The organism is Arthrobacter ginkgonis (assembly GCF_039540195.1).
In the GTDB taxonomy this organism is placed as follows: Bacteria; Actinomycetota; Actinomycetes; order Actinomycetales; family Micrococcaceae; genus Zafaria; species Zafaria ginkgonis.
Map to the genome: position 1 here is coordinate 166,893 of NZ_BAABEO010000026.1, position 24,394 is coordinate 191,286.

The window sequence follows — 24,394 nt, forward strand, 5'->3', positions numbered from 1 at the left end:
TGATTTTCCCGTCCCGTCACGGGCCTTCCCGAAATCATGTCAAACCCGTCCGCGGGCGCCCAGAAGCACCATGTCAGTTCAAGCTTTTCGCCACTCACCCACATGTGTGTTCGACTTCACTTTTGGCCCTTGACAGTGGGATGCGCAGATCTCAATAATGAATATATTCATTATCCATAATTGACCTAAGGAGTTGGCATGGCGCTCGATTTCCGCCCCGTGATTGACCGGATGACTTCCACACCCGATAGACCCCAGCGAAACGCACCAACGCCGGTCAGATTGTCCCAGAACGAACTTCCTTGGGGGCCGCCGGAACCGGTATTGAATGCAATGACGGAGGCGCTTCAGACAGTCAACCGCTACCCGGACTATCACCGGACAGCGGCACGAACGGCCATTGCGAACGTGGTTGGCGTAGCCCCAGAGTGGGTCGCTGTGGACAACGGTTCGGGATCACTGCTTCACGGGCTGGCGCGCCTGGTGATCGAACCGGGAACGACGGCGATTTACGGCTGGCCCTCCTTCGAGGCCTATCCGGCCTCCGTGGCCCTCGCCGGAGGATCACCTTCCCCGGTTGACCTGAATGCCGAGGGGGCCATGGACCTCGCTGCCCTACGTGACGCGATGGGGGATTCAACCAGGCTCGTGGTTTTGTGCAATCCCAACAACCCAACGGGCGGTTTCATCGGAATCGATGACCTCCGCGCATTCCTCAGCAGCGTTCCGGACAATGTGTTGGTCGTCCTGGATGAGGCCTACCGCGAATTCGTCACAGCCGAGGACGTCTCGGAGTCCATTGCCCTGGTGCATGAGTTCGAGAACGTTGCGATTGTCCGCACGATGTCGAAATCGTACGGGCTGGCCGGTGTCCGCGCGGGTTACGTCATCGCCCAGGAGCGCATCGCCTTGGCACTTCGTCGAAGCTCTGTCGGTTTCGCGCTGAATTCGGTCGCCGATGCTGCCATCATCGCCGCATTCAGCCCGGAGGGCCTTCAGATCGCTGAAGAGCGCATCCAGAGAATCGTCGCGGAGCGGGAACGATTCCTGGCGGCCCTGACGGCTGCGGGAGTCTCGCATCTGCCGACCGAATCGAACTTTGTGTTCATCCACGGCGACGCGGCGGAACTGACCAAACGCTTCGAGGCCCAAGGCGTCATGTCACGCCCGTTCCCGCACGCCGGCGGTGTGCGAATTACCATTGGCGCCCCCGCGGAGAACGACGCGGCACTCGCAGTTTTCAACTGACAGGCACCATTCCGACACGGTGTCGATATCAGCGGGCAGGACTTCGGAAGGTTGCACGATGCTCCCCTCCTGCCGGCCTTCTACGCTGAGCCAAACCGTGGACAACGTCGCCGCATTTCGGCGCCTCTACCCGTTCGCAGGAAGGGATTTGAAAGTGCCTGATATCGACCTGCTCGCCGACCGGCGTGCTTCGGTGCGGCGGTCAATCACAAGCGGAGCCATGTGGAGCGTTTTCCTCACCGCGCTCACCATAATCTTTGTTTACCCCGTGCTGATGATCGTCATTGGTGCGTTCCGTGACGGCCTTCCCTCCCAGAAGAAGCCGTTCACGACCGAAGGACTCATCCAGGCCTTCACCTCCGAAGACACCTGGACCACCTTGGGCAACTCGGCCATCCTGGTGCTCATCTGCGGCACGCTTGCGACGGTCGGCGGCGGGTTCTTCGCTTGGATCGCCGCCAGCACAAACGTTCCGGGCCGGCGACTGCTGACACCCCTGATGGTCATCAACCTCTTTGTCCCGCCCCTGTTCCACACCCTCGGATGGCTGATGCTCGGCAACGCGCAGAACGGTTTGCTAAACCAATTCGTTCGCCTTTTCGGTCTCGAGGGATCCTTCATGAACATCCAGTCCTGGGGCGGCTTGATCATGTTGATGTCGCTCGGCTACATGCCATTCGCCTATTTGCTCATGCTTGGCGCGTTCAAGAACCGCGACCAATCGCTCGATGAGGCTGCCCAAATCAGCGGTGCGGGGACGTTCCGCACCTTCTTCACCATCACCGTTCCTTCGATTGGTCCAACCATCACCGGAGCCGCGACGCTCATCATGGTGCTTGTTTTCCAAGCCTTCGACAGCCCGCAGTTGATTGGTCGGCAGGCCGGCATCTACGTCTTCTCGACGCAGATCTACCGCTACGTCCGTGACGAGACGCCAGGCAAGTACACCGCGGCATTTGCGCTGTCACTGATGCTGATCGCCCTGGTAGTGCTGCTGTTCCTCCTACAGCGCTGGGCACTTCGCGGACGCAGCTTCACCACGCTCACCGGCAAGACCTCGCGCCGCGAACCGCAGCAGCTCGGTCCGATTCGCTGGGTATTCAGCGCGGTGATCTGGGCATTCATGCTGCTCAACCTGATCCTGCCGCTGTTCGCCATGGTGTTGGGAAGCCTCCAGCCGGTCTTCGGCGTGATGAGCACCGGGCTGACCCTTGACAACTATGCTCGCGTGCTGACGGATCGCCAGCTCAGCTCAAGCCTGACGTTGACGGCATGGATGTCGATTCTCGGCGGCCTGCTCTCGATGTGCGTCGCCCTCGTGACAAGCTACGTGGTGCTGCGCCGCCGCGGTTTCATCAAGGCCTACACCTCGCTGGCCGTATGGATCCCGTGGGCGTTGCCGGGCGTCGTTTTGGCCCTGGCCTACCTCTTCGCGGTGCTGTCCTTCCCGTCGACCCGAAGCATGTACGGAACGGCAACGCTGATGATCCTGGTGCTGGTTGTGGGAACGATCCCGCTCTCGAGCAGAATCGCCGAAGGCGCGCTGGCACAGCTCTCCCCGGACCTCGAGGAGGCGGGCCGCACTGCGGGCGCAAGCGCTTCCCGCGTGCTCGTCACGATCGTGCTGCGCCTGGTGATCCCCAGCTTCCTGGCGGGCTGGTTCCTGTCGGTGCTGTTCATCTCCGGCAATCTGGCCATTCCGATGCTGTTGGCCCCTCCTGGATTGCAGCCAGTGTCCCAGACTGCACTTCAGATGTTCCTGCTTGGCGACATGGCGGGGGGTGCCGCATTGTTCATGGTCATTCTGATCGCGGCGGCCGTGGTCCTCGTGCTCTCCGGCATCTCGATGTACATCGCAAAGCGGATCCGGCTGCGTGCTGGCAAGGCACCGGCTGCCGCATCGTCCCTGACTCACATTGCGTCTTGATCCAAATAACCGAGAGGAAGAATAATGACGTTCTGCCGCAACACCCTGAAGACGGCCCTTGGGGTCGCTCTGGTGGGTTCACTCGCATTTCTCACTGCCTGTTCTCCGTCCGCCGCTGAAGGTGGCAAGGGCCAGGCGGCTGCCCCGGTGGTGGTTCCCGGCGCGTCAGCCGAGGCCAACGAGCACCTGAACAGCCTGTACAAGAAGGCTTTGGAATCCGGCAAGACCGACATCGTTATGTACGGTCCGGCCCCAAGCGCATACAAGGCACTGCATCAGGTGTTCCTCGACCGCTTCCCGGGCATCAACATCGTTCCCCAGGATCAGGCGGATGCCCAGACCCTCACCAAACTCGACGTCGAGGCCGAGAGCGGAAACCGCATCGCCGACCTCTACGTGGGAGGCGAAGCCCCGCAGGCCGCAGCCAAGGACAACATCTGCATGCCCGCCGACATTCGCACAGCGCCGGCCGGCTTCGAACTTCCGGTAGACAACGACGGCAAGCTGCTGCGCTTCGCGCTGCGCTACTTCGGCTTTGTCTACAACACCGACATGGTGAAGGAAGAAGAAGCCCCGAAGTCATGGCACGACCTGCTCGATCCCAAGTGGAAGGGAAAGATCCTGATTGGCGATCCGACCGTTCCGGGCGGCATCCGATACATCCTGACCTCGATGATGCTCCCCGAAACCCAGGCGGAGTGGGGCAAACCGTACATGGAGCAGCTTGCGGCACAGGAGCTGAACTTCAGCCAGTCCGAACCGACGGTTTCCGCTGACGTTGCCAGCGGTCGCTTCCCGATCGGCATCGGCGTTTATTCCGGCTACTACTACGACCAGAAGGCCAAGGGTGCACCCTTGGACATGGTCTTCCCGCTGACCGACGGCGGCAATTTCCTTGCACGTTCCGGCCTGTGCCAGATCCAGGACAGCCCCCACGCTGACGCGACCTCGCTGTACCTGAATTGGATGTTCACCCAGGAAGGCCAGAACGCCTTGGGCGAGAAGGACAACTCCTACGGCGTGCTTCCGACGGCCCCCGGCCCGTCCGGCGCCCCTGCATTTGCCGACCTGAAGAAGCTTCCGTACTCGAATCCCGATCCGGAATTCAACAAGGAGTACTTCGACTACATCGTTGATCTTTTCAAGAAGTCCTGACCAGAGAGTATTGATGAAATGACTGAAGTCCTGGTTTCCGGGCTGGCCAAGAAATATGGCAGCAAGTCTGCCCTTCACGGGCTCGATCTGAAGATCGAGTCCGGGCAGTTCGTCACGCTTCTGGGCCCCTCGGGATGTGGCAAGACAACGACGCTGCGCTGCCTCGCCGGCCTCGAGCGCCCAACCGCCGGCAGGATCACCATGGGCGATCGAACCATGGTCGACACCGCACGTGGGGTGTTCGTGCCGTCGGACAAGCGCAAGGTGGGCATGGTTTTCCAGAGCTACGCCCTATGGCCACACATGAGCGTCTCCGAAAACATTGCGTACCCGCTCAAGGTCGCACGGCTCGGAAGCCAGGACCGTCAGCAGCGGGTGCGCGAAATGCTTGATGCAGTTGGTCTGGCCGGCTACGAAAAGCGTCCGGTCACCGCCCTCTCCGGTGGCCAGCAGCAGCGCGTTGCGCTGGCCCGCGCGCTGGCCGCCCGGCCGGGCATCATCTTCTACGACGAGCCCCTGTCCAACCTCGATTCGAAGTTGCGCTACCAGTTGGGCCAGCAGGTCCGCTCGCTGCACGACCAGTTCGAGACGACTTCCGTGTACGTCACCCACGACCAGGAAGAAGCGATCACGCTTTCGGACCGGATCATCGTGATGAACGAGGGCGAGATCATGCAAGACGGCTCGCCGGCCGAATTGTTCGATAGGCCGAATTCGGCCTACGTAGCTGACTTCATGGGATTCCAGAACATTCTCCCCGGCGACGTCGTGGGCGTGGAGAACGGCATTGCGGATGTCAGGATCGACGGAACCTCACTGGTGGTCAGCGGCACGACGACCCTCTCGGTATCCGTCGGGGACCGGGTCAACATCGCCTTCCGCGCCGCGCACATTCGCGTGCATGCGGAACCGAAGAGTGGGCCTGGTCATTTCGAAGGCATCGTTGAGCGCACCACGTATCTGGGCAGCGCCACAAACCTGCTGGTCCGCGCGGATGGACTTCCGCTGCGCGTACGTCTTGAAACGTCGGACCTCGCTCTCGACCAGATCCCCGCTGTCGGCGACCGACTCGGCTTCTCGGTGAATCCGGCGCGCGCCGTGGTGACAGATGTGGTCCAGCACGAAGAGTCGACGAAAGACGAACACCTGACAACGATGACCGGTGCACTTGTTGCACCCCGCTGATGCGCACCAAGATTTATAGAAAGGCAACCCCATGAGTCAGATTCCCGGCCTCAAGTCCGACGAAGGCCTGGTTCGCGAGCTTGCGGAAATCAGTGGACGCACGGACACGCGAGATGTCCTGGCGCACGCGACAAAGCAAGCGAAGGAGAACTTCGACGACTATTTCATTGTCGATATCGATGCCCACGTCTCGGAAGACCAGTTCTGGGGCGAGGTGCTCGAGCTGATCGACAATGATGTGTGGAAGCAAATTGGCATGGACCAATTTGATAAGTTCGCCGGCAACAACGCGCTGCTGAACATTTCCCCGGGCCTGTCCCACCAGAGTGTTGGCGGCCGCATCGGCCACCAGGGCCGCAAGGAGCCCGTCGACGGCACCGAGGGCCACCCGTTTGTCACTTCCGCCAAGCGCGGCATGGACGCCATGGGCCTTGACTATCAGGTGGTGTTCCCCAGTGCGATGCTGCTGCTGGGCATGCACCCGCAGGACGAGATCGAGGTTGTCCTGGGACGCGCCTTCAACCGGTGGCTCACCGAGGTCATCCTGCCGAAAAACCCGCGCCTGAAGGGCATGCTGTACCTGCCATACAACACCCCCGAGGTCTGTGAGGAACTCGTGGAGAAGTACGCGGACCATCCAGGCATCATCGGCTACACCGTCTGCTCCACGCGCAACAACCCGGTGCACTCGGACGTGTACACCCGCCTGTACTCGCTGATCGAGGAGAGCGGCAAGCCGCTGGCATTCCACTCGGGATACCACTGGGGCGACCCGTCGTTCGCGCAGCTGAACCGCTTCCTGTCGATGCACGCTCTTTCCTTCACGCACTACAACCAGATCCACGTGACCAACTGGATCATCAACGCAATGCCCGAACGCTTCCCGAAGCTCAAGATGATCTGGGTTGAGAGCGGCCTTGCCTGGATCCCGTTCCTCATGCAGCGCCTGGACCACGAAGTGCTGATGCGTCCGAGCGAGGCGCCGGGGCTCACCAAGCTGCCGAGCGAGTACATGAAGGAAATGTACTATTCGACCCAGCCGATGGAACGCAACAACATGGAGCTGCTTGAGGCCACGATGAAGGCCTTCAATGCCGAGACCCAGTTGCTGTACTCCTCCGACTGGCCGCACTGGGACTGGGATTCCCCGTCAACCATCACGGACTTGCCGTTCCTCTGCGAACAGGCCAAGCGCAACATCCTGGGACTCAACGCCGCACGGGTGTTCAACCTCCCCACCGACCGAATGAAGCCATCCGCGGAGCAAGTGCTCCAGGAACGACCGGGGATCTCCTGACATGACTACTGTGACCACCAACAACACGCTGACCGAACTCTCCGAGACGGTCGATCGGCTGACCGAACTGACCCGCCAGATCGCCCAGCAGCAGCTCGCCGCCGGCGTATCGGACGAACAGATTGCCGACGCGCTGTACGCGGCGGCGCGGCTCTTCTCCGCCAAGACCGACCGCGTGGGCAAGCGCGCCTGGCCGATCAAGGAGGACGCCCTGAACGCCACCGAGACGGTGGTCCTGGTGACCGCCCTGCTCGACGCGGCCGACATCAACCTCTTTGACATGGCGATCTGGTTTAGGAGGGCGGAATGAGCACGAGTGAACTGAAGCGCGACGTCGTCGTCGCGCAGCTCGAGGATCTCAAGGAACGCGAGCGCATCGTCGTCGATGCCGGCGGCACCGAGGTCGGCCTGTACTTCCATGCCGACCAGGTCCGAGCCTGGTCCAACGTCTGCCCGCACTCGGGCGGCCCGGTGTGCCAGGGCAAGATGATGCCGCGCACCATTCAGCTGGTGGTGGAGAACCGCAAGAGCGGCGGCCCCGGATTCCACCCCACGGATCGCAACATCGTGTGCCCGTGGCACGGATTCGAGTTCGACGTGCTCACCGGCAAACATCCGGCGGACCAACGGGTAGGGCTTCGCTCGGTTCCCGTCCGCGTGGAGAACGGCGAAGTCATCATTTCCATCTAGCAACACCACCCAAAGGATGCGGGCGACGAAGAGTCGCCCGCATCCTTTCATAAGCGTGAAGGACAATCATGAATCGTTGGGATCTGGGCGAGGCCGAGGGGCGCATCTACTCGGGCGGCTGGCGGCCCGGCGCCGGCGGCACACTGCCCGTCACTTCGCCGGGCGACGGCGGCACGATCGGGCATATCGGCATCGCAGACGGGGCCGACGTGGAGGGTGCAGGCGCCCTTGCCCGTGCGGCCCAGGCCGGCTGGGGACAAGCCTCCTACCGGGAACGGGCCAACGTGCTGACCCGAGCCGCAGCCGCGCTGCAGGAAATCCGTGCGGACCTCGAACTCGTGCTCGTGCGCGAGAGCGGATCGCTGCCGGCCAAGGCGGCCCACGAGGTCGACAAAGCCTTCGACGAACTCATCGCTGCGGCAAGCCTTGTCACCCTCTCCCAAGGAGACATCCTGCCCGTGGAAGACCCCAGCGTGATGGGCATTGCCCGCCGCATCCCGGTGGGAGTTGTCGGCGTCATTGCCCCGTGGAATGCCCCGCTCATGCTTGCCATGCGCTCAGTGGCCCCCGCCATCGCCCTGGGCAACGCTGTCATTGTGAAACCCGACGTGAAAACCGCCTTCTCCGGAGGCGCGGTGATCGCGGAGATCTTCGAGCGTGCCGGGCTGCCGCGGGATGTCCTGCACATCCTGCCCGGAGGACCTGAAACGGGGGAGGCGCTGGTGCGCTCGGCGCACACCAGTGTCATCGCCTTCACCGGTTCCACCGCCGCCGGCAAACGCGTCGGCGAGGTTGCCGGCGGCCTGATGAAGCGCGTCATCCTGGAACTCGGCGGCAACAACGCGGCGATCGTGATGGCCGATGCAGACCTCGACGCCGCGGTGGCGAACGGCGTCGCCGGCAGCTTCCGGCACCAGGGTCAGATCTGCATGGCCACCGGCCGCCATCTGGTCCACGAATCGATAGCCGATGAATACGTGACCCTCCTGAGCGCCGCCACGGCCAAGCTGCGCATGGGCGACCCGCTCGGCGAGGGCGTCACCCTGGGCCCGCTGATCAACCAAACCCAAGCCGAACGGGTACAGCGGATTGTCGATGAGGCCGTGGCCGGGGGCGCGCGCGTTGTCCATGGCGGATCCCACGACGGTGCCTTCTATGAACCGACGATCCTGGAGGACGTGACGGCCGACAACGCCGCCTTCCGAGAGGAGATCTTCGGACCGGTGGCCCCGATCACCCGCTTCGCCACCGAAGAAGAGGCGCTCGCGCTGGCCAATAAGAGCGCCTATGGGCTTTCGGCCTCCATCCACAGCCGGGACATTGCGCGTTCGCTGGGATTTGCCTCCCGCCTGCGCGCAGGCATGGTGGCGCTGAACGGGCAGACCATTTACGACGCTGCCCACATTCCGATGGGTGGGCTCGGTGCCTCGGGCAACGGCGGGCGGCACGGCGGGCACTGGAATCTCGACGAGTTCACTTTCTGGCAGTGGGTCACGGTGCCCTCGAACGCGGGATAGCGCGGGGCCGGCGGACGGCAGAAAAGGGGACGGATGGTCCACCCCGGCGTGAAACCCGGTGGAGGGCTTCCGCCCCCTTTTTGTGTTTCCCTTTGGTTTTGTTCCGGCTTTGGCGCCGCCTCTTCGGTGCAGGCCGCGATGCGGCACCGCGTCTGCCCGCCTTGCCATATGACTCGGGAAGCCGCGGGAGAACACCCCGTTCCGACACCGTGTCGGAACCCATCGCCAAAGATTCACGCAGCGGGCTGATCCTCTGCCAGACGCATTTCCCTAGTGTCGAAATACAGATTATTGGCCTGCCCGACATCGAGGTTGGGCGGCAGAACAAGGAGTCAGACGATGGATATTTCCGGCTCGACGGGTGCCATGACCGGTGAGCAATTCAAGCGGAGCCTCAACGACGGCCGCGATGTGTGGCTTGATGGCAGACGCATCGAAAACGTCGCTGAACACCCTGCGCTCAAGCCGACCGTCGATGAGTTCGCTCGCCTGCTTGACCTGCGCTTCGCAACTGCCGAAGCGCGTGCCACAACCCTCTTTGAATCCCCGGAGACGGGCAACCAGATCAGCTACGCATTCTCGTTGCCGAAAACCCAGCAGGAATTGCGTGCCAAGTTCGCCGCCTCCGCGTGGTGGATGAACGAGAGCCTGGGCCAGCTGGGCCGCTCGCCAGACTTCATGTCCAACGTCGTTGCCGGCTTGGTGGACTATGCCGACGAACTGGAGGAGAACCGCCCGGGCTTCGGTGACAACGCCCGCAACTACCACCGCTACGCGATGGAAAACGACCTGGTGCTCACCCATGCGCTGGGTGACCCCCAGATCGACCGCAGCGCCAGCCCGCTCGACGACCCGGACCTAGCCCTGCGCATCGTGGAGGAACGCGAGGACGGCGTCGTTCTGCGCGGTGCCAAGCAGTTGGCAACGCTCGCCCCGTTCTCCAACGAGGTGCTCGTCTACCTCAACGGCGTCACTGCTGCCCGCGGCGCCGAAGACTTCGTGATCTGGTTCGCCCTGCCGATGAACGCGCCGGGGTTGAAGATCCTGCTGCGCGAGCCGCTCGGCAACCCGGAAAGCGGCCACAGCCACCCGTTGAGCAACAAGTACGACGAGCAGGACGCCATGTTGTTCTTCGAGGACGTCTTCCTGCCGCGCGAGCGCATCTTCCTGCAGGGCGACAGCCTGCGGGCACTCAAGGGCCTGGGCCGCATCAACGCCTGGAGCCTGCAGAGCACCCACATCCGTTTCCTGGCCCGCATGAAGTTCTTCACCTCGGTGGCCAAGAAGCTCGCCCACGCGATCGGCGTCGACTCCTTCCGAGGCATCCAGGAACAGCTTGGCGAACTGGTTTCCTACGCCCAGACCCTGGAGCTTGGCATCAAGGGCGCCGAGGCCGACTCCAGCTTCACCCCGGCCGGCAACCTGGTCCCCGGACACAGCAACGGCCTGGGCTTCTGGTCCGCCGACATCTCCGCCCGCATGGTCCAGATCATGCGCCAGATCGCCGCCTCGGGCCTGATCATGCAGCCGACCGAGGGCGATCTTGCCAGCCCCGAGCTGCGTCCGTTCCTTGATCTGTACATGCGCGGCCACGACATCGGTGCCGCAGAGAAGGCGCGCCTCTTCCGCCTGGGATGGGAACTTGCGGGCTCGGGCTTCGGCATGCGCCAGGAACTCTACGAATACCTGCACCGCGGGGATCCCGGAGCCGGCCGCACCCGCCTGCTGCGCTCCTACGACATGTCGGACGTCGACGCCCGCGTGGACGAGCTGATCAGCGCCCCGCTGAACGACCGAGCCCTCGCCGGCGCCTGAGCACCCCCGAGACCACAGAAGGAAGAACCCATGATCATCGACGTCCACGGCCACATGTCCGCCCCGAACGACTACTACGCATGGAAGGCCTCGCTGCTCTCGCACCGCGGTGCACACGGCGGAAAGCCGCCGGTCATCAGCGACGATGCACTCGTTGCTTCGTACCATGAGCCGCACCCCAGCTTCGGGAACATCTCGCACATGGAGCACATCGACAAGGCCGGCATCGACCTGCAGCTGATTTCTCCGCGTCCCTTCCAGATGATGCACAGCGAGCGCCCGGCAAAGCTCGTGGACTGGTTCACCGAAGAGACGAACAACCTGATCCACCGCACCACGGAACTCTTCCCGGGCCGCTTCAAGGGCGTCGCCGGCATGCCGCAGAGCCCGGACTACACCCCCGCGCAGTGGACGAAGGAACTGCGCCGCACCGTGACCGAGCTCGGCTTCGTCGGCGCCATGCTGAACCCGGACCCGCACGAGGGCCTGCAGATCCCGCCGGCGCTCGGCGACGAGTACTGGTACCCGGTGTACGAGGAACTCTGCGCGCTTGACGTCCCGGTGCTGATCCACGCCGCCGGCTGCAAGCCGCCGGCACGCGAGCCGTACAGCCTGCACTTCATCCAGGAGGAGACGGTCGGTGTCTGGAGCCTGATCAACTCGAACGTGCTCAAGGACTTCCCGGACCTGAAGGTCATCGTCTCGCACGGCGGCGGCGCCATTCCGTACCAGGTCGGCCGCTTCCTCCCCTCGGTGGTGCGCACCGGCGTCTCCTACCTCGACAAGCTGCGCAGCCTGTACTTCGACTCCTGCCTGTACACCCGGGACAGCCTCGAACTGCTGATGAAGGTCGTTGGCACCGACCGCGTGCTGTTCGGCTCGGAGAAGCCGGGCACCGGTTCGCAGATCGATCCCGAGACCGGCCGCTGGTTCGACGACATCCACCTGCTCATCGACGACATCGACTGGCTTGAGGCAGAGGGCCGCGAAGCCGTCTTCGAGGGCAATGCCCGCAAGCTGTTCCGCCTGTAACCCAGAGACCAGAAAGGATTCTCCATGACCGAGATCGTCGCCGGCATCGGCACCTCCCACGGCCCGCAGCTCAAGGCAGCACCGCCCGTGGCCTGGGAGACCCGCGGTGTCGCGGACCGCAAGAGCAAGAAGCTGAAATTCCGCGGAGGCACATACTCCTACGAGGAGCTGCGCGAACTGCGCGAGGACTTCTCGCAGGAGATCACCCACGAGGTCATGCAGCGTCGCTGGGACAGCTGCCAGGGCTCGATGGATGAACTCTCCACGTTCATCAAGGAGCAGGACGTCGATGTGCTGGTCATCGTCTCCAGCGACCACAAGGAGACCTTCGGCGACGAATGCCTCGCCCCGTTCGCGATCTACTGGGGCGATTCGGTGCTGCACGTCCCCTACACCCAGGAGCAGCTCGACGAGATGGCGCCGGGTCTTGCCGAGGCAGCCACCGGCGACGTGCCCGGCCACACGATCGAGCGCCCCACCCACCGGGCGCTGGGTCGCCACCTGATCCAATCCGTCCAGGAAGACGGCTTCGACGTCTCGGCCTCCGAGGAGCTGCCGGCCGGCCGCTACGAGAACTACACGATCCCGCACGGTTTCGGTTTCATCTACCAGCGCTTCATGGGCGAGGACTCCACGGTTCCGATGGTGCCGGTCTTCATCAACACCTTCTGGGAACCAAACCCGCCGACGGCCAAGCGCTGCCACGATTTCGGCCGCGCCCTGGCCCGTGCCATCGAGTCGTTTCCCGGCGACCTTCGGGTCGGCGTCGTGGCCTCCGGCGGGCTGAGCCACTTCGTCATCGACGAGAAGCTGGACGAAGAGTTCTGCGAGGCAATGCGAAACCGCGATTCGGAATACCTGCGCACTGTCCCCGCGTCGGAAATGATGTCCGGTGCCTCCGAGCTGCGCAACTGGATCGCCGTGGCCGGCATCGCCGACGAGACGGGCCTCGCGGTGACGAAGCTTGACTACGTGCCCGCCTACCGCACCGAAGCGGGCACCGGCAACGCCATGGGCTTTGTCACCTGGGAGCGTGACTGACCATGGCCGGGTCACAGGTGGCACTCTCCCCGGCGCAGGCCATCGCGGTGCTGCGCACGCTCGATAGCTGCGCGGTCTCCGATGCGCTGGACACCCTCGGTTTGCCGGGGGCCGTGACGGGCATTTCGGCGATGTGGCCGACGGACACGGTCATGGCCGGGCGCGTGCGCACCGTCACCGCGGCCCCCAAGTCCAGCGGCGGCCCGAGCGATCACATCGCCACGGCACTTGTTGCCGGCGCCGAACGCGACGACATCGTGGTGATCGACAACCACGGCCGCACCGACGTTTCCTGCTGGGGCGGGTTGCTGGCCGAAGCCTCAATCCAGCGCGGCATCGCCGGGGTCATCGTCGATGGTGCCTGCCGCGACGTGCAGGAATCGCAGGCGCTCGGACTGAACCTCTATGCCCGGGCCGCGGTGCCGGTCAGCGCCCGCGGCCGCATCGTCCAGCAGGCCATGGACGAGCGCATCCAGGTCGCAGGAGTTTCCGTGGCGTCCTTTGACTACGTCATCGCCGACGTCAACGGCGTGGTGTTTGTCGCGGCGCAGCACGCCGAGCGCGTGCTGGAACTGGCCCAGCGCATCGTGGCTCGAGAGGCCGCGATGGCGCAGGCAGTACGTAGCGGACGCGACGTGCGCGAGGTCATGCACGATTCACAATTCCCAACGGTCACAGCGGAGTAAGCCATGACAGAGCCAATCATCACCCGATTTTCACGGCTCGGGACCGCGACGGTCTCCGACGCCTTGGACAAGCTGGGCCTGCCCGGCAGCCTGCTGGGTATTGCGCCGCTGGCCGATGCACAGCACATGGTGGGTCGCGCGTTCACCGTGCGCTACGTCAGCGCGCAAACCCCCGCCGGCACCGTCGGGGACTTCATCGACCAGGTCATGCCCGGTGAAGTAGTGGTGCTGGATAACGACGCCCGCGTCGACTGCACGGTCTGGGGAGACATCCTCACCGCCGTCGCACACCACCGCGGCATCGCCGGCACGGTGATCGAGGGTGTCTGCCGCGACACCCACCGTGCGCTGTCGATCAACTACCCGATCTTCAGCCGTGGCCGCTTCATGCGCACCGGCAAGGACCGCGTTGAGGTTGCCGAGGAGAGAGGCCCCGTCACCATCGGCGGAGTCACGGTCCGCCAGGGCGACATCCTGCTCGGCGACTCCGACGGCGTGGTGGCGATTCCCCGCGAATCCGAAGAGCGGGTGCTGGAAATCGCCGAATCGATCGATGCGCGCGAGGACTCGATCCTGGCAGCGGCGTTGGCCGGTGCCACGATTGCCGAGGCCCGCGCCCGATTCGGTTACCACAACCTGCAGCGAAAGGACGCGGAATGATCGACCTCGACGATGACGCGGACGAATTGCTCCGGCTCGGTTCCGCGACCCTGTACGAGTCCTCGGGCAGCGACTGCTTCCTGGATGCAGCCTTCCGCCCGGCCTGGGCCGGAGCGGAAATCGTTGGCCGGGCGCTGCCCCTGAGTGCGCAGGCCGGCGACAACCTTGCCCTGCACCACGGCATTGGCGAGGCAGGCGACGGAGACGTGCTCGTCGTTGACGGCGGCGGCGCCCCCTATGGCTATTGGGGCGAGGTCATGGCCGTTGCCGCGCAGTCACGCGGCATCCGCGGACTGGTGATCGACGGGGGAGTGCGTGACACCGAACAGCTTTCGCGGCTTCGCTTCCCGGCCTTCAGCACCTCGATCTCCATCCGAGGCACGATCAAGCAGTGGCCCGGAACGGTCGGTTTGCCGGTGACACTGCGCGGGCGCGTGGTGCGCCGGGGCGATGTTGTGGTGGCCGACCGCGACGGCGTCGCCATCCTGCCCTACGAGCGCTATGCCGAGATCCTCGAAGCGGCCCGGGCCCGCGCCGCCAAGGAAGAGGCCCACATGGAACGCCTGCGGGCGGGGGAACTCACCCTTGACCTCTACGGCTTCCGCTCCCTGGGTTCGCCCATTTCAGACTCCAACCAACCTGTGAGGTAGCCATGTCCCTCGAAGAAGAACAGCAGAACCGACTCGACAGCTTCCGCCAGGCCGCGGGCAGGTTCGCCTCAGGGGTCACGGTCGTGACCACGGCCCACGACGGCCATGTCTACGGCATCACCGCCACGTCGTTTGTCTCCCTGTCGCTCAATCCGCTGCTCGTCACGGTGTCCATCAATGTGCACAGCCCGATCCTCGATGAGATTCGAGGGAGCGGGGCGTTCGCCATAAACGTGCTCTCCAATGAGCAGCAGGACGTCTCGGCCTACTTTGCCCGGCGTGGACGCGGCCGCAGCAGGGGCTCCTTCGAGGAGGTCGGGACGCATGTCGAGACCACCGGGGCACCCGTGGTTACGGGGGCGCTGAGCTGGTTCGATTGCACCGTGCATACGATGCTCGAGGGAGGCGACCACACCATTCTGGTGGGCGAGGTCAAGGCGGCGGGAGGCGGCACGGGTGAGCCGCTGCTGTACTGGTCGGGGAACTACCGTGAACTCAGCCCGGCGGAAGAGCAGGCGGCGCAGGAGACCGCGTTGACCGATGACATCCACCGGATCGCCGACTCCCTCTCCGCTCAGCTTCACCTGCACGGCATGAGCCCTGCACAGCTGATCGATGCGCAGCGCGCCGTCGAGCCGGAGGCCGCCGCGCTGGCCGCACGCGATGCCACCAAGGAGCAGACCGCGCAGCTGCGGGTCCTGGTTGAGGAGGCCGAACGGCACACGGGTGACGCGGCACGCTACAACCCGCTGTCCCTCGAGTTCCACGCCCGGCTCGGGCTGCTGAGCGGCAATCCGGCGATCGCCGCTTCGGTCAACGCGCTCAACCGTCCGCGCGAGAGCCGTTACGCCGCGGACACCACCGCGGAACGGGCAAACCGCGCCGTCGCCGCCCACAAGGGAATCCTCGAGGCCATCGAGTCCCGAGACGAGGACAAGGCCCGCCGGCTGATGATGGAGCACCTGGGCACCGTCGCCGCGGGAATCCAATGCTGAACTACGAGGCCCGGCCTCAGGGACAACGGAGCGAAATGCCAGACAAGCTGGATGCAGACGTCATCATCATCGGTGCGGGACCCGTGGGCCTCGTCGCCGCACTCGACCTCAGCGCGCGCGGCATCACCAGTTTCGTGGTCGAGAAACGCGGGTTTCTCGAGCCGCCCAACGTAAAGTGCAACCACGTGGCCTCGCGCACGATGGAACGTTTTCGCCGCTTGGGCCTCGCCGAAGAGGTGCGCGCTTCGGGGCTGCCGGCCGACTACCCGCAGGATGTCGCCTTCCGCACCTCCTTGACCGGCCGGGAGTTCGGGCGGATTCCGATCCCGGCAAGCCGGGACCGTTACACCTCGCGCACCGGGCCGGACACCTCCTGGCAGACGCCCGAGCCGCCGCAACGCATCAACCAGACGTTCCTCGAACCGATCCTGGCCCGCCGCGCCGCGGAAGCCCCCGGGGTGGTCCTGCTCAACCGCACCCAATTCGTCGCGGTCGGACAGGACGAAACCTCGGCCTGGGCCGAGACCACCGACCTGGACGGGGGCAACCCGCGGACCCTGCGCGGCCGCTACGTGATCGGCGCCGACGGAGGAAGTTCAAGCGTGCGCAAGCAACTCGGCTTGAAGCTGAGCGGCGACCCGGTGTTGCAGCATGTGCAATCCACCTGCATCCGTTCGTCCGAGCTCTACGGGCTCATGGGTGCCGACGAGCCGCGCGCATGGGGCTATTACACCTTCAACGCCCGGCGGTTGGGGCACGTGTACGCAATCGACGGGCACGAGACCTTCTTGGTGCACACGTACCTGTCGGAGGATGAGGCGCGTGACAACTCGGTTGACCGCGAGGCGGCGATCCGGGCGATCCTCGGCGTCGATGAGGAATTCGCCTACGAAGTGGTGTCCAAGGAGGACTGGATTGCCCGTCGGCTGCTCGCCGATCGTTTCCGTGATCGGCGAGTGTTCATTGCCGGGGACGCCAGCCACCTGTGGGTTCCGTTTGCCGGATTCGGAATGAACGCCGGAATCGCCGATGTTCTGAACCTCACCTGGCTGCTGGGAGCGCATCTGAACGGCTGGGCCGACGAAGGCATCCTGGATGCCTACGAGGCCGAACGCCAGCCGATCACCGACCAGGTTTCACGCTTCGCCATGGCCCACCAGCAGAAGCTCGCCCGGCCGGACATGCCCGCGAACCTGGACGAGGCCACTCCCGAAGGCGAGGCCTCCCGCAGGGAATTCGGGCAGGCCGTCATTGAACTGAACACCCAGCAGTTCGCCGCCGCCGGGTTGAACTACGGCTACGTCTACGACAATTCACCCATCATTTCCTATGACGATGAGCCTGCTCCGCAGTACACCATGGGCAGCTTTTCCGCTTCGACAGTGCCGGGGTGCCGGGCCCCGCACTTCTGGCTCGAAGACGGAACTTCCCTCTACGACCATTTCACTCAGGGGTACAGCCTCATTTCCGCCCAGGGCAGTGAGACCGCGCCGCTGGTGCAGGAGGCGCAGAGCAGGGGCATACCGTTCACGGTGATCGAAGTTGCTCCCGGACTGTTGCCTGCGGAATACCGTTGTCCGCTCACCCTGGTGCGCGAAGACCAGCACGTGGTCTGGCGCGGCACCAAGGTGCCGGAGAACCTTGGGGCGCTCTTCGACCTGCTTCGCGGCGCCCACCGTGTGGGCGCCCACCGCGTAATGGCCTAGCGTTGGTGCCCCTCTCCGCCGGAGAGGGGCACCAACACCCGCTACCGGCGCGCAGCCAGGGATCGGGGCACTTCGCTTACGACGCCGCGGCCCCGGCACGCGGCTGCGGCGGCTAGCGCTTCCTGAACGCCGGGATGCGGCGGGTGAGCGGGCCGAGGAACTCCTCCAGTTCGGCCACCCGCGCCGCGCGCAGCAGGAGCAGGTAGGCCACCAGCATCACGCTTCCGACGACGGCGATCGTCACCAGCGCGGCGCTGAGCGAACTCCACGCGTAGCCGTTGGAGTAGCCGCCCATCAGCCCCAGCGCCACGGCGCCGACGACGCCGGAGAGCAGCGCCATCCAGCCGACCCGGACGTAGGTGTCGGCGACCTGAGCGGTGCCGTAGTCCCCGTAGCGGCGGACCACCAGGACGTGGGCGATGACGGCGGAGAGCACGTTCGTCACCCCGTAGAGCAGGGCCATGCCGATGGCGATCTGCGTCGCCGGGATCACCGCGGCCATCGTGTAGGCGCACACCAGGCCGATGCCGGCGATGGCGGACTGGATCAGCATTGGCGTCTTGGTGTCCTCCTCGGCGAAGAACACGCGGATGAGGAAGAAGTGGATGCTCTTGAACGGCAGCCCCAGCGCCGTCAGCACCACCAGTTGGCCGATCGCCGCGCCGGCGGCGGCGCCGTCGGCGGAGGTGCCGCTGAACAGGCGCCCGATCGGCCCGGCGAGCACGATGAAGCCGACCGAGAAGAACACCACCGGGATCGCGGTCCCGCGCAGGCCGCGCGAGAGAATCGGGGCGACCTTCTCCCGTTCCCCGTCGGCAAAGGCCCGCGAGAGGTCGTTGAACAGCACCGTGGCCAGCGAGAGGGCGAAGATCGAGTGCGGCAGCACCGTGATCAGCTGGGAGGTGTTCAGCGCGTATTCGCCCGGCACCGAGGCCCCGCCGTCGGGCAGGGCCGCGCGGGCGGCTGCGGCGACGGAGACCAGCCGCGCGTACAGCAGCGAGGCGATGTTGCCGACCATCATGGAGGCCAGCGTCCACGCGGCGATCTTGCCCACGTGGCGCAGGCCCATGCCGCGCCAGCCGAACTTCGGCCGGATCGCCAGCTTGGTGCGGGCAAGCGGCAGGAAGAGGACCAGGGCCTGGAGCGCGATGCCCAGGGTCGAACCTCCCGCCAGCAGCAGGGTTTGCTGCGGCGTCCAAGTGGCCAACTGGTCGGTGGAGCCGTTGTAGGCGCCAAAGAGGGCGATGTAGGCGCCGATCACGATCAGCTGCACCACGTTGTTCACGACAGGGGCCCACATGTAGGCCCCGAAGTGTCCGTGGGCGTTCAGCACCTGCCCGACCACGGCGTAGACGCCGTAGAAAAAGACCTGTGGAAGGCACCAGTAGGCGAAGGCGGTGCCGAGCGCGAGCATCGGATCCGTCCAGTCCTTGGTGAGCGCCCCGATGAGGGGCCCGGCCAGGGCGGTGAGCAGGATGGCGAAGAATGCCATCACAACCACCGTCAGGGTGATCAGCCGGCTGGTGTAGTCGGAGCCCCGGTCGGGGGCCTTGGAGGCCTTGATCAGCTGCGGAACCAGCACCACGTTGAAGATGCCGCCGGCGAGCAGCATGAAGATGATCGTCGGGATGACGTTCGCCTTCTCGAAGATGTCGGCGACCGTGGTGGTGGAGCCGATCGCGACGGCGAGCATCGCGGTGCGGACGAACCCGAGCACGCGCGAGACCATCGTGCCGGAAGCCATGAGGGCGTACGCCTTCGAGTGGCTGCGCTGCTGCTCGGGGGGACGGGCCGGCGCCTGCGGCGCCTCCACGATCGGCAGGCTGCCGGTGGCGGTCTCGGGGACGTACGCCGTCGCGGCCGACTGGCCGCGATTGGTTCCGGGCCCGTATGCGGGCATCGGCGGGCGGATCGGGTTGGGCCTAGGCTCCGTGGACATGCTGCGGAAGAACCTCTCGGGCGAGCTCCGCGATGCGACGCTCGTTGGGGAAGGACAGGCGGCGGCCCAGTTCGGCGATCGGCACCCAGGCGACGTCGACGGCCTCGTGGTCCGGGTCGTTTTCGATGGTCAGTTCCCCGCCGATGGCCTCAAGCAGGAAGTGGTGGACCGTCTTGTGGACGCGGTAGTTGGAGACCGTGAACCAGTAGTCGATGCTGCCCAGCGGAGCCAGGATGCGCCCGGCGATGCCGGTCTCCTCCTCCACCTCGCGGATCGCGGCCTGCTCGTTGGTCTCGCGGCCTTCCGGGTGGCCCTTGGGCAGGCACCACTCCAGGCGGCCGCCGCGGTTGTAGCGGGCGATGATCGCCACCGCCAGGTCCTGGCGGGACAGGTCCACCACGACGCCGCCGGAGGAGACCTCTTCCACGGTCGGAAGGCTGTGGCCCGGCTGCGCCTGCGCGTGCGCCAGCGACGCCGTCAACGGCGTTCGCTTCGGTGCACTCGGGACTGGATGGGCCATGCACTCCACTCTATCCATTCTTTTGGCCCGCACGGGGGTCTGGCGCGGTGCGGGCCCCCGTCAAGCCGAGGGCTTAATCCCGGGGTGCGGCAGCCGGACCCCTCCCCGGCGCCCGCCCGCCGGTCCCCCCGGCGTGGCAGACCGGCGAAAGTCTGGCACGCTTAAAGCACTATGCAGCAGCTTCCCGACCGTACTGCCCTCGCGGAGATCCTCCCGCCCGTCGTGCTTGAGATCGGCCGCCTCTTCGCGGCCGCCGGCCACGAGTTGTCCCTTGTCGGCGGGCCCGTCCGCGACCTGTTCGTGGGACGCGTCTCGCCGGACCTGGACTTCACCACCGACGCGAACCCTGACCAGACGCTGGACGTGGTCGCCGGCTGGGCGGACGCCACGTGGGAGGTGGGCCGGGACTTCGGCACCATCGCCCTGCGCAAGGGCCAGGAGACGATCGAGGTGACCACGTACCGCGCGGAGGCCTACGACCCGGATTCGCGCAAGCCGATTGTCGCCTTCGGCACATCCCTGAACGACGATCTCTACCGCCGCGACTTCACCATGAACGCGATGGCGCTGCGCCTGCCCTCGCTGGAACTGGTGGACCCGTACGGCGGCGCCGCCGACCTGGAGGCGGGGATTGTGCGCACGCCGGGGACGCCGGCGTCGTCCTTCTCCGACGACCCGCTGCGCATGATGCGCGCGGCCCGCTTCGCCTCGCAGCTGAAGATGGGCGTCGCCCCGGAGGTGCGCCAGGCGATGGCCGACATGGCCGAGCGGATCACGATCATCTCCGCCGAGCGGGTGCGCGACGAACTGGTGAAGCTCATCAACGGGACCGATCCGCGCGCGGGGATCGACCTGCTGGTGGACAGCGGGCTGGCCGACCGGGTGCTGCCCGAGGTGGCCGCGCTCAAGCTCGAGGTCGACGAGCACCACCGCCACAAGGACGTTTACCAGCACTCGCTGCAGGTCCTGGAGCAGGCGGCCGAGCTGGAGACCGGCCAGGACGGGCCGGTGCCCGGCCCGGACTTCGTGTTGCGCTTCGCGGCGCTGATGCACGACGCCGGCAAGCCGGCCACGCGCCGCTTCGAACCTTCCGGGGCGGTCAGCTTCCGCCACCACGACGTCGTCGGGTCCAAGCTGGTGAAGAAGCGCATGCGCGAACTGCGCTTCGACAACGACACGATCAAGAACGTGGCCCGCCTGGTGGAGCTGCACATGCGCTTCTACGGGTACGGGGAGGCGGGCTGGACCGATTCGGCGGTTCGCCGCTACGTCACCGACGCCGGTCCGCTGCTGCAGCGGCTGCACCGGCTGACCCGCTCCGACGTGACCACCCGCAACCGGCGCAAGGCCGAGCGGCTGGCGTTCGCCTACGACGACCTGGAGCAGCGCATCGAGGAGCTCCTCGCCAAGGAGCAGCTCGATTCCGTGCGCCCGGACCTGGACGGACAGGCGATCATGGCGATCCTGGGCCTGAGGCCGGGCCCGGTGGTGGGCCGCGCCTACAAGCACCTCCTGGAGCTGCGCCTGGACAACGGGCCGATGGGCGCCGAGGCCGCCGAGGCCGAGCTGCGCGCCTGGTGGGCTGACCAGCCGGAGGCGCAGGAGGCCGCGGAGACGCTGGAGGCGTAGGACGGCCCGATTCCGTTTCCGCTGGAGGGGGCCAAAAAGTGCCGGCCCGAACCTGCGGGTCTAGGGATGCAGGTTCGGGCCGGCTGATTCGGATGCGTGGCCGCTAGACGGCCTTCACGGCGAGGACGGGGCAGTCGGCCTCGATGAGGATGCGCTGGGCGTGGCTCCCGAGGATCAGCTTTCCCACCCGTGACCTGCGGCGCAGGCCGAGGACGATGAGGGTCGCGTCCAGGTCCTGCTGGGTTTGCAGGACCAGGTCGGCTGCGTCGTGCACCGTTTCGGCGGGCGGCAGGACGGTGACCTTGCGGCCGCCGGCGTTGTAGCCGTCCAGGTCGATGCCCGGTATCACGGAATCCGCGGGGGAGCGGTGGGTGTCGATGTTGATGATCACCAGTTCATCGTCGAGGCGGCATGACTCGATGAATGCCCGGTCCACCGCTGCACGCCCTTCGGCCGTGTTGGTGTAGCAAGCCAGGACGGCCATGTGTTGCTCCTTCTGTCGGTGGGGGTCAGGCTGTCGAGGGGGTCAGGACACGAACTGTCCCAGCCAGCCCTGGGGGAGTTCGATCGGCAGCAGCGTGGGCAGCACCAGCAGGACCACATAGAGGACCGCGGTGTAGATGATGGCGGTTTTGGTCCGTGCGCGGGCCACGACCAGGAGGAAGGCCGGCACGAAGATCGTCACCGCCGCCAGGTAGCCAATCGCCGCGGTGAGGACCAGGAAGCCGGCCATCCACGCGAAGGTCTTGAAGGCGAACCTGGTGTCGGAAGGCTCCTGTGAAGGCTCCTCCACGGCAACCGGCGCGGATGCGGAGTCCGTGGCCGGGGCCGCCAGGGACACCGTCCCGGTGGCTGCATGCTTCGCGGTGGAGCGTGGGCCCGTGCCCGCGGGCCCGGCGTCCCCTCCAACGGCCGGCGGAACCGCGGCTCCGCCGGCCGGCGCGACGGCGAGCGGGACTGTGGCGGCCGAAGCGGGGGCTGCCCCGGGAGCCGGCCTGCGGCGTCGGACGCGGACTTCCTGTACCACCAGGGCGGCGGCCAGGATGAGCCCGAACCAGCCGATCAGCTGCGGGACCAGCTTCGCTTCGGGGGAGAAGCCGGCGGAGAACACCAAAGAGAGTGCGAACACGGCGAGCGCGGCCGCCGCGGCGCCGAGCGACCAGGCGCTGTTCTGGAGCGGGGCCTCGGAATCCCCGGCGGCTTCGAGGCGGGGGTCGTCGTCGCGGTCCAGGCGGCGGCGGGCACGGAACCACTTGAAGATGTTCCACAGGATGGGCAGGACAAGGATGGCGATGAACACCAGGGTGCCGGGGCGGAGCATCCAGTCCAGCCCGTTGTAGAGGCTGTCCGTGAGGAAGTAGTAGCGCTCCAGCGGGATGGCCAGGACAAAGCCGATGAGGAAGGGGGCGCGGGGGAAGCCGGTGGACTTCAGCACCCATCCGGCGACGCCGAGCAGCAGCATGACCCACAGGTCGCCGAGCTGGCCTCCCTCCTGGAAGGAGCCCAGGAGCATGATCGCGACCAAGCCGGCGGCGAGGACGGCGAACGGGACCTTCGTCAGGGAGGCCAACGGGCGGACGGTGAGGAAGCAGAAGAGGGCACCGAGGACGGAGGCGATGGCGAAGGACCAGACGATCAGGTACATCAGGTCCAGATGGTCGTTGATGATGCTGGGCCCGGGCTGGATGCCGTAGGTGAGCAGCATGCCCAGCAGCATCGCGGAGGGCACGCCGCCGGGGATGCCGAAGAGCAGCGTGGGGATGAGGTCTCCGGCTTCGACGGAGTTGTTGGCGCTTTCGGGGCCGACGATGCCGCGGGGGTCGCCCTTGCCGAACTTGCGCTTGTCCTTGGCGGTGGCCACGGCCTGGCCGTAGGCGAGCCACGTTCCGGCGGTGGCGCCGACCCCGGGCAGGACCCCGGCCCAGATGCCGATCAGGGCGCCGCGGATGACCTGGGTCCAGTGGGTCAGCCATTCGCGGATGCCCGAGCCCCAGCCTCCGGTGACCGTGATGGGGGCCTCCTCGCCCTTGCGCTGGCTGGCGCGGGAGGCGATCTCGGCCAGGCCGAAGATGCCCAGGGCCACGGCCACGAGCGAGAGCCCGTCGCCCAGGAACAGGCTGCCGAAGGTGAAGCGCTCCTCTGCGGTGGTGGGGGAGGTGCCGACCATGCCGAGCAGCAGGCCGAGCATGCCGGCGACGAGTCCCTTGACGACGTTGCCGCGGGAGAGGACCGCGGCCAGGGCGACGCCGAGCACGGTGAGCATGAACAGCTCGGGGCTCGCGAAGGAGAGCACGAGCGGCCGGGCGAGGGGGATGGCCAGGGTCAGGCCGATGGCGCCGATGACGCCTCCGGCCATCGAGGAGAGGAAGGCCAGGCTGAGTGCGCGCTTGGCTTGGCCCTGGCGGGCCATCGAGTAGCCGTCGAGCATGGTGACCGAGGCGGAGGCCGACCCCGGCGCGCCCAGCAGGACGGCCGAGACGGTGTCGGAGGTGTGGACGACCGCGAGGGCGCCGATGAGCAGGGCCAGCGCCGGAGCCGGCTCCATGCCGAAGGTGACGGGAAGCAGGATGGCGACGGCTCCGGTGCCGCCGAGCCCCGGGATGAGGCCCATGACCAGGCCCGCGATGACTCCAATGAGGAGCATCACCAGCAGGGCGGGGTCCGCCAGGGAGGCCAGTGCGGCCATGGCTGAATCAAGCATT

21 protein-coding genes are annotated in these 24,394 nt (G+C 66.0%); 17 read left to right on the forward strand and 4 right to left on the reverse strand.

The window, feature by feature from the left end; all coding sequences use genetic code 11:
• Positions 1-198: 198 nt before the first annotated feature.
• The 16 genes from ABD912_RS20240 (at position 199) to ABD912_RS20315 (ending at position 17,604) form a co-directional block, all read left to right on the forward strand.
• Complete coding sequence (locus ABD912_RS20240) at positions 199-1,248, forward strand: pyridoxal phosphate-dependent aminotransferase (protein ID WP_345153742.1); 1,050 nt, start codon at positions 199-201, stop codon at positions 1,246-1,248.
• 97 nt (positions 1,249-1,345) lie between these two features.
• A complete protein-coding gene (locus ABD912_RS20245; RefSeq protein ID WP_345153744.1) occupies positions 1,346-3,175 on the forward strand; it encodes an ABC transporter permease in 1,830 nt (609 codons plus the stop codon).
• 24 nt (positions 3,176-3,199) lie between these two features.
• Positions 3,200-4,330 carry an ABC transporter substrate-binding protein gene (locus ABD912_RS20250; RefSeq protein WP_345153746.1) on the forward strand — a complete coding sequence of 377 codons (1,131 nt, stop codon included), beginning with the start codon at positions 3,200-3,202 and terminating at the stop codon, positions 4,328-4,330.
• Positions 4,331-4,348: 18 nt separating this feature from the next.
• On the forward strand, positions 4,349-5,515 hold the full coding sequence (locus tag ABD912_RS20255; protein ID WP_345153748.1) for an ABC transporter ATP-binding protein: 1,167 nt from the start codon (positions 4,349-4,351) through the stop codon (positions 5,513-5,515).
• Between the two features lie 31 nt (positions 5,516-5,546).
• On the forward strand, positions 5,547-6,812 hold the full coding sequence (locus ABD912_RS20260) for an amidohydrolase family protein (protein ID WP_345153750.1): 1,266 nt from the start codon (positions 5,547-5,549) through the stop codon (positions 6,810-6,812).
• Between the two features lies 1 nt (position 6,813).
• On the forward strand, positions 6,814-7,122 hold the full coding sequence (locus ABD912_RS20265; RefSeq protein WP_345153752.1) for a hypothetical protein: 309 nt from the start codon (positions 6,814-6,816) through the stop codon (positions 7,120-7,122).
• Positions 7,119-7,502: a Rieske (2Fe-2S) protein gene (locus tag ABD912_RS20270; RefSeq protein ID WP_345153755.1), complete on the forward strand. Its 384-nt coding sequence runs from the start codon at positions 7,119-7,121 to the stop codon at positions 7,500-7,502. The genes ABD912_RS20265 and ABD912_RS20270 overlap by 4 nt, the downstream gene beginning before the upstream one ends.
• Before the next feature lie 68 nt (positions 7,503-7,570).
• Positions 7,571-9,019, forward strand: a complete 1,449-nt coding sequence (locus ABD912_RS20275; RefSeq protein WP_345153757.1) for an aldehyde dehydrogenase family protein — start codon at positions 7,571-7,573, stop codon at positions 9,017-9,019.
• Positions 9,020-9,358: 339 nt separating this feature from the next.
• Positions 9,359-10,834 carry a 4-hydroxyphenylacetate 3-hydroxylase family protein gene (locus tag ABD912_RS20280; RefSeq protein ID WP_345153759.1) on the forward strand — a complete coding sequence of 492 codons (1,476 nt, stop codon included), beginning with the start codon at positions 9,359-9,361 and terminating at the stop codon, positions 10,832-10,834.
• Between the two features lie 30 nt (positions 10,835-10,864).
• A complete protein-coding gene (locus ABD912_RS20285; protein WP_345153760.1) occupies positions 10,865-11,866 on the forward strand; it encodes an amidohydrolase family protein in 1,002 nt (333 codons plus the stop codon).
• A gap of 24 nt (positions 11,867-11,890) precedes the next feature.
• The gene (locus ABD912_RS20290; RefSeq protein ID WP_345153761.1) at positions 11,891-12,907 is read left to right on the forward strand and encodes a DODA-type extradiol aromatic ring-opening family dioxygenase; all 1,017 of its coding nucleotides are present in this window, start codon (positions 11,891-11,893) and stop codon (positions 12,905-12,907) included.
• A gap of 2 nt (positions 12,908-12,909) precedes the next feature.
• Complete coding sequence (locus tag ABD912_RS20295) at positions 12,910-13,593, forward strand: RraA family protein (RefSeq protein WP_345153762.1); 684 nt, start codon at positions 12,910-12,912, stop codon at positions 13,591-13,593.
• A gap of 3 nt (positions 13,594-13,596) precedes the next feature.
• Positions 13,597-14,253, forward strand: coding sequence for an RraA family protein (locus tag ABD912_RS20300; RefSeq protein ID WP_345153764.1), 657 nt, complete (start codon positions 13,597-13,599; stop codon positions 14,251-14,253).
• Positions 14,250-14,903: a 4-carboxy-4-hydroxy-2-oxoadipate aldolase/oxaloacetate decarboxylase gene (locus ABD912_RS20305; RefSeq protein ID WP_345153765.1), complete on the forward strand. Its 654-nt coding sequence runs from the start codon at positions 14,250-14,252 to the stop codon at positions 14,901-14,903. Before ABD912_RS20300 ends, ABD912_RS20305 begins: the two co-directional genes overlap by 4 nt.
• Before the next feature lie 2 nt (positions 14,904-14,905).
• Positions 14,906-15,898 carry a flavin reductase gene (locus ABD912_RS20310; RefSeq protein WP_345153768.1) on the forward strand — a complete coding sequence of 331 codons (993 nt, stop codon included), beginning with the start codon at positions 14,906-14,908 and terminating at the stop codon, positions 15,896-15,898.
• Between the two features lie 35 nt (positions 15,899-15,933).
• Positions 15,934-17,604, forward strand: a complete 1,671-nt coding sequence (locus tag ABD912_RS20315) for an FAD-dependent monooxygenase (RefSeq protein ID WP_345153770.1) — start codon at positions 15,934-15,936, stop codon at positions 17,602-17,604.
• A gap of 112 nt (positions 17,605-17,716) precedes the next feature.
• On the opposite strand, the gene murJ is transcribed toward ABD912_RS20315, so the two are convergent.
• The gene (gene murJ / locus ABD912_RS20320; protein ID WP_345153772.1) at positions 17,717-19,543 is read right to left on the reverse strand and encodes a murein biosynthesis integral membrane protein MurJ; all 1,827 of its coding nucleotides are present in this window, start codon (positions 19,541-19,543) and stop codon (positions 17,717-17,719) included.
• Complete coding sequence (locus ABD912_RS20325) at positions 19,527-20,063, reverse strand: NUDIX hydrolase (RefSeq protein WP_345153774.1); 537 nt, start codon at positions 20,061-20,063, stop codon at positions 19,527-19,529. Before ABD912_RS20325 ends, murJ begins: the two co-directional genes overlap by 17 nt.
• Before the next feature lie 171 nt (positions 20,064-20,234).
• Between ABD912_RS20325 and ABD912_RS20330 the strand changes: the two genes are divergently transcribed.
• Positions 20,235-21,692 (forward strand): CCA tRNA nucleotidyltransferase, encoded by a 1,458-nt coding sequence (locus ABD912_RS20330; protein ID WP_345153776.1) that lies wholly within the window; start codon positions 20,235-20,237, stop codon positions 21,690-21,692.
• A 103-nt stretch (positions 21,693-21,795) separates the two neighbouring features.
• Here the strand turns inward: ABD912_RS20330 and ABD912_RS20335 are convergent, their stop codons facing one another.
• Both ABD912_RS20335 and ABD912_RS20340 read right to left on the reverse strand, forming a co-directional pair.
• Positions 21,796-22,176: a universal stress protein gene (locus ABD912_RS20335; RefSeq protein WP_345153778.1), complete on the reverse strand. Its 381-nt coding sequence runs from the start codon at positions 22,174-22,176 to the stop codon at positions 21,796-21,798.
• 42 nt (positions 22,177-22,218) lie between these two features.
• On the reverse strand, positions 22,219-24,393 hold the full coding sequence (locus ABD912_RS20340; RefSeq protein ID WP_345153780.1) for a tripartite tricarboxylate transporter permease: 2,175 nt from the start codon (positions 24,391-24,393) through the stop codon (positions 22,219-22,221).
• Position 24,394 lies beyond the last annotated feature (1 nt).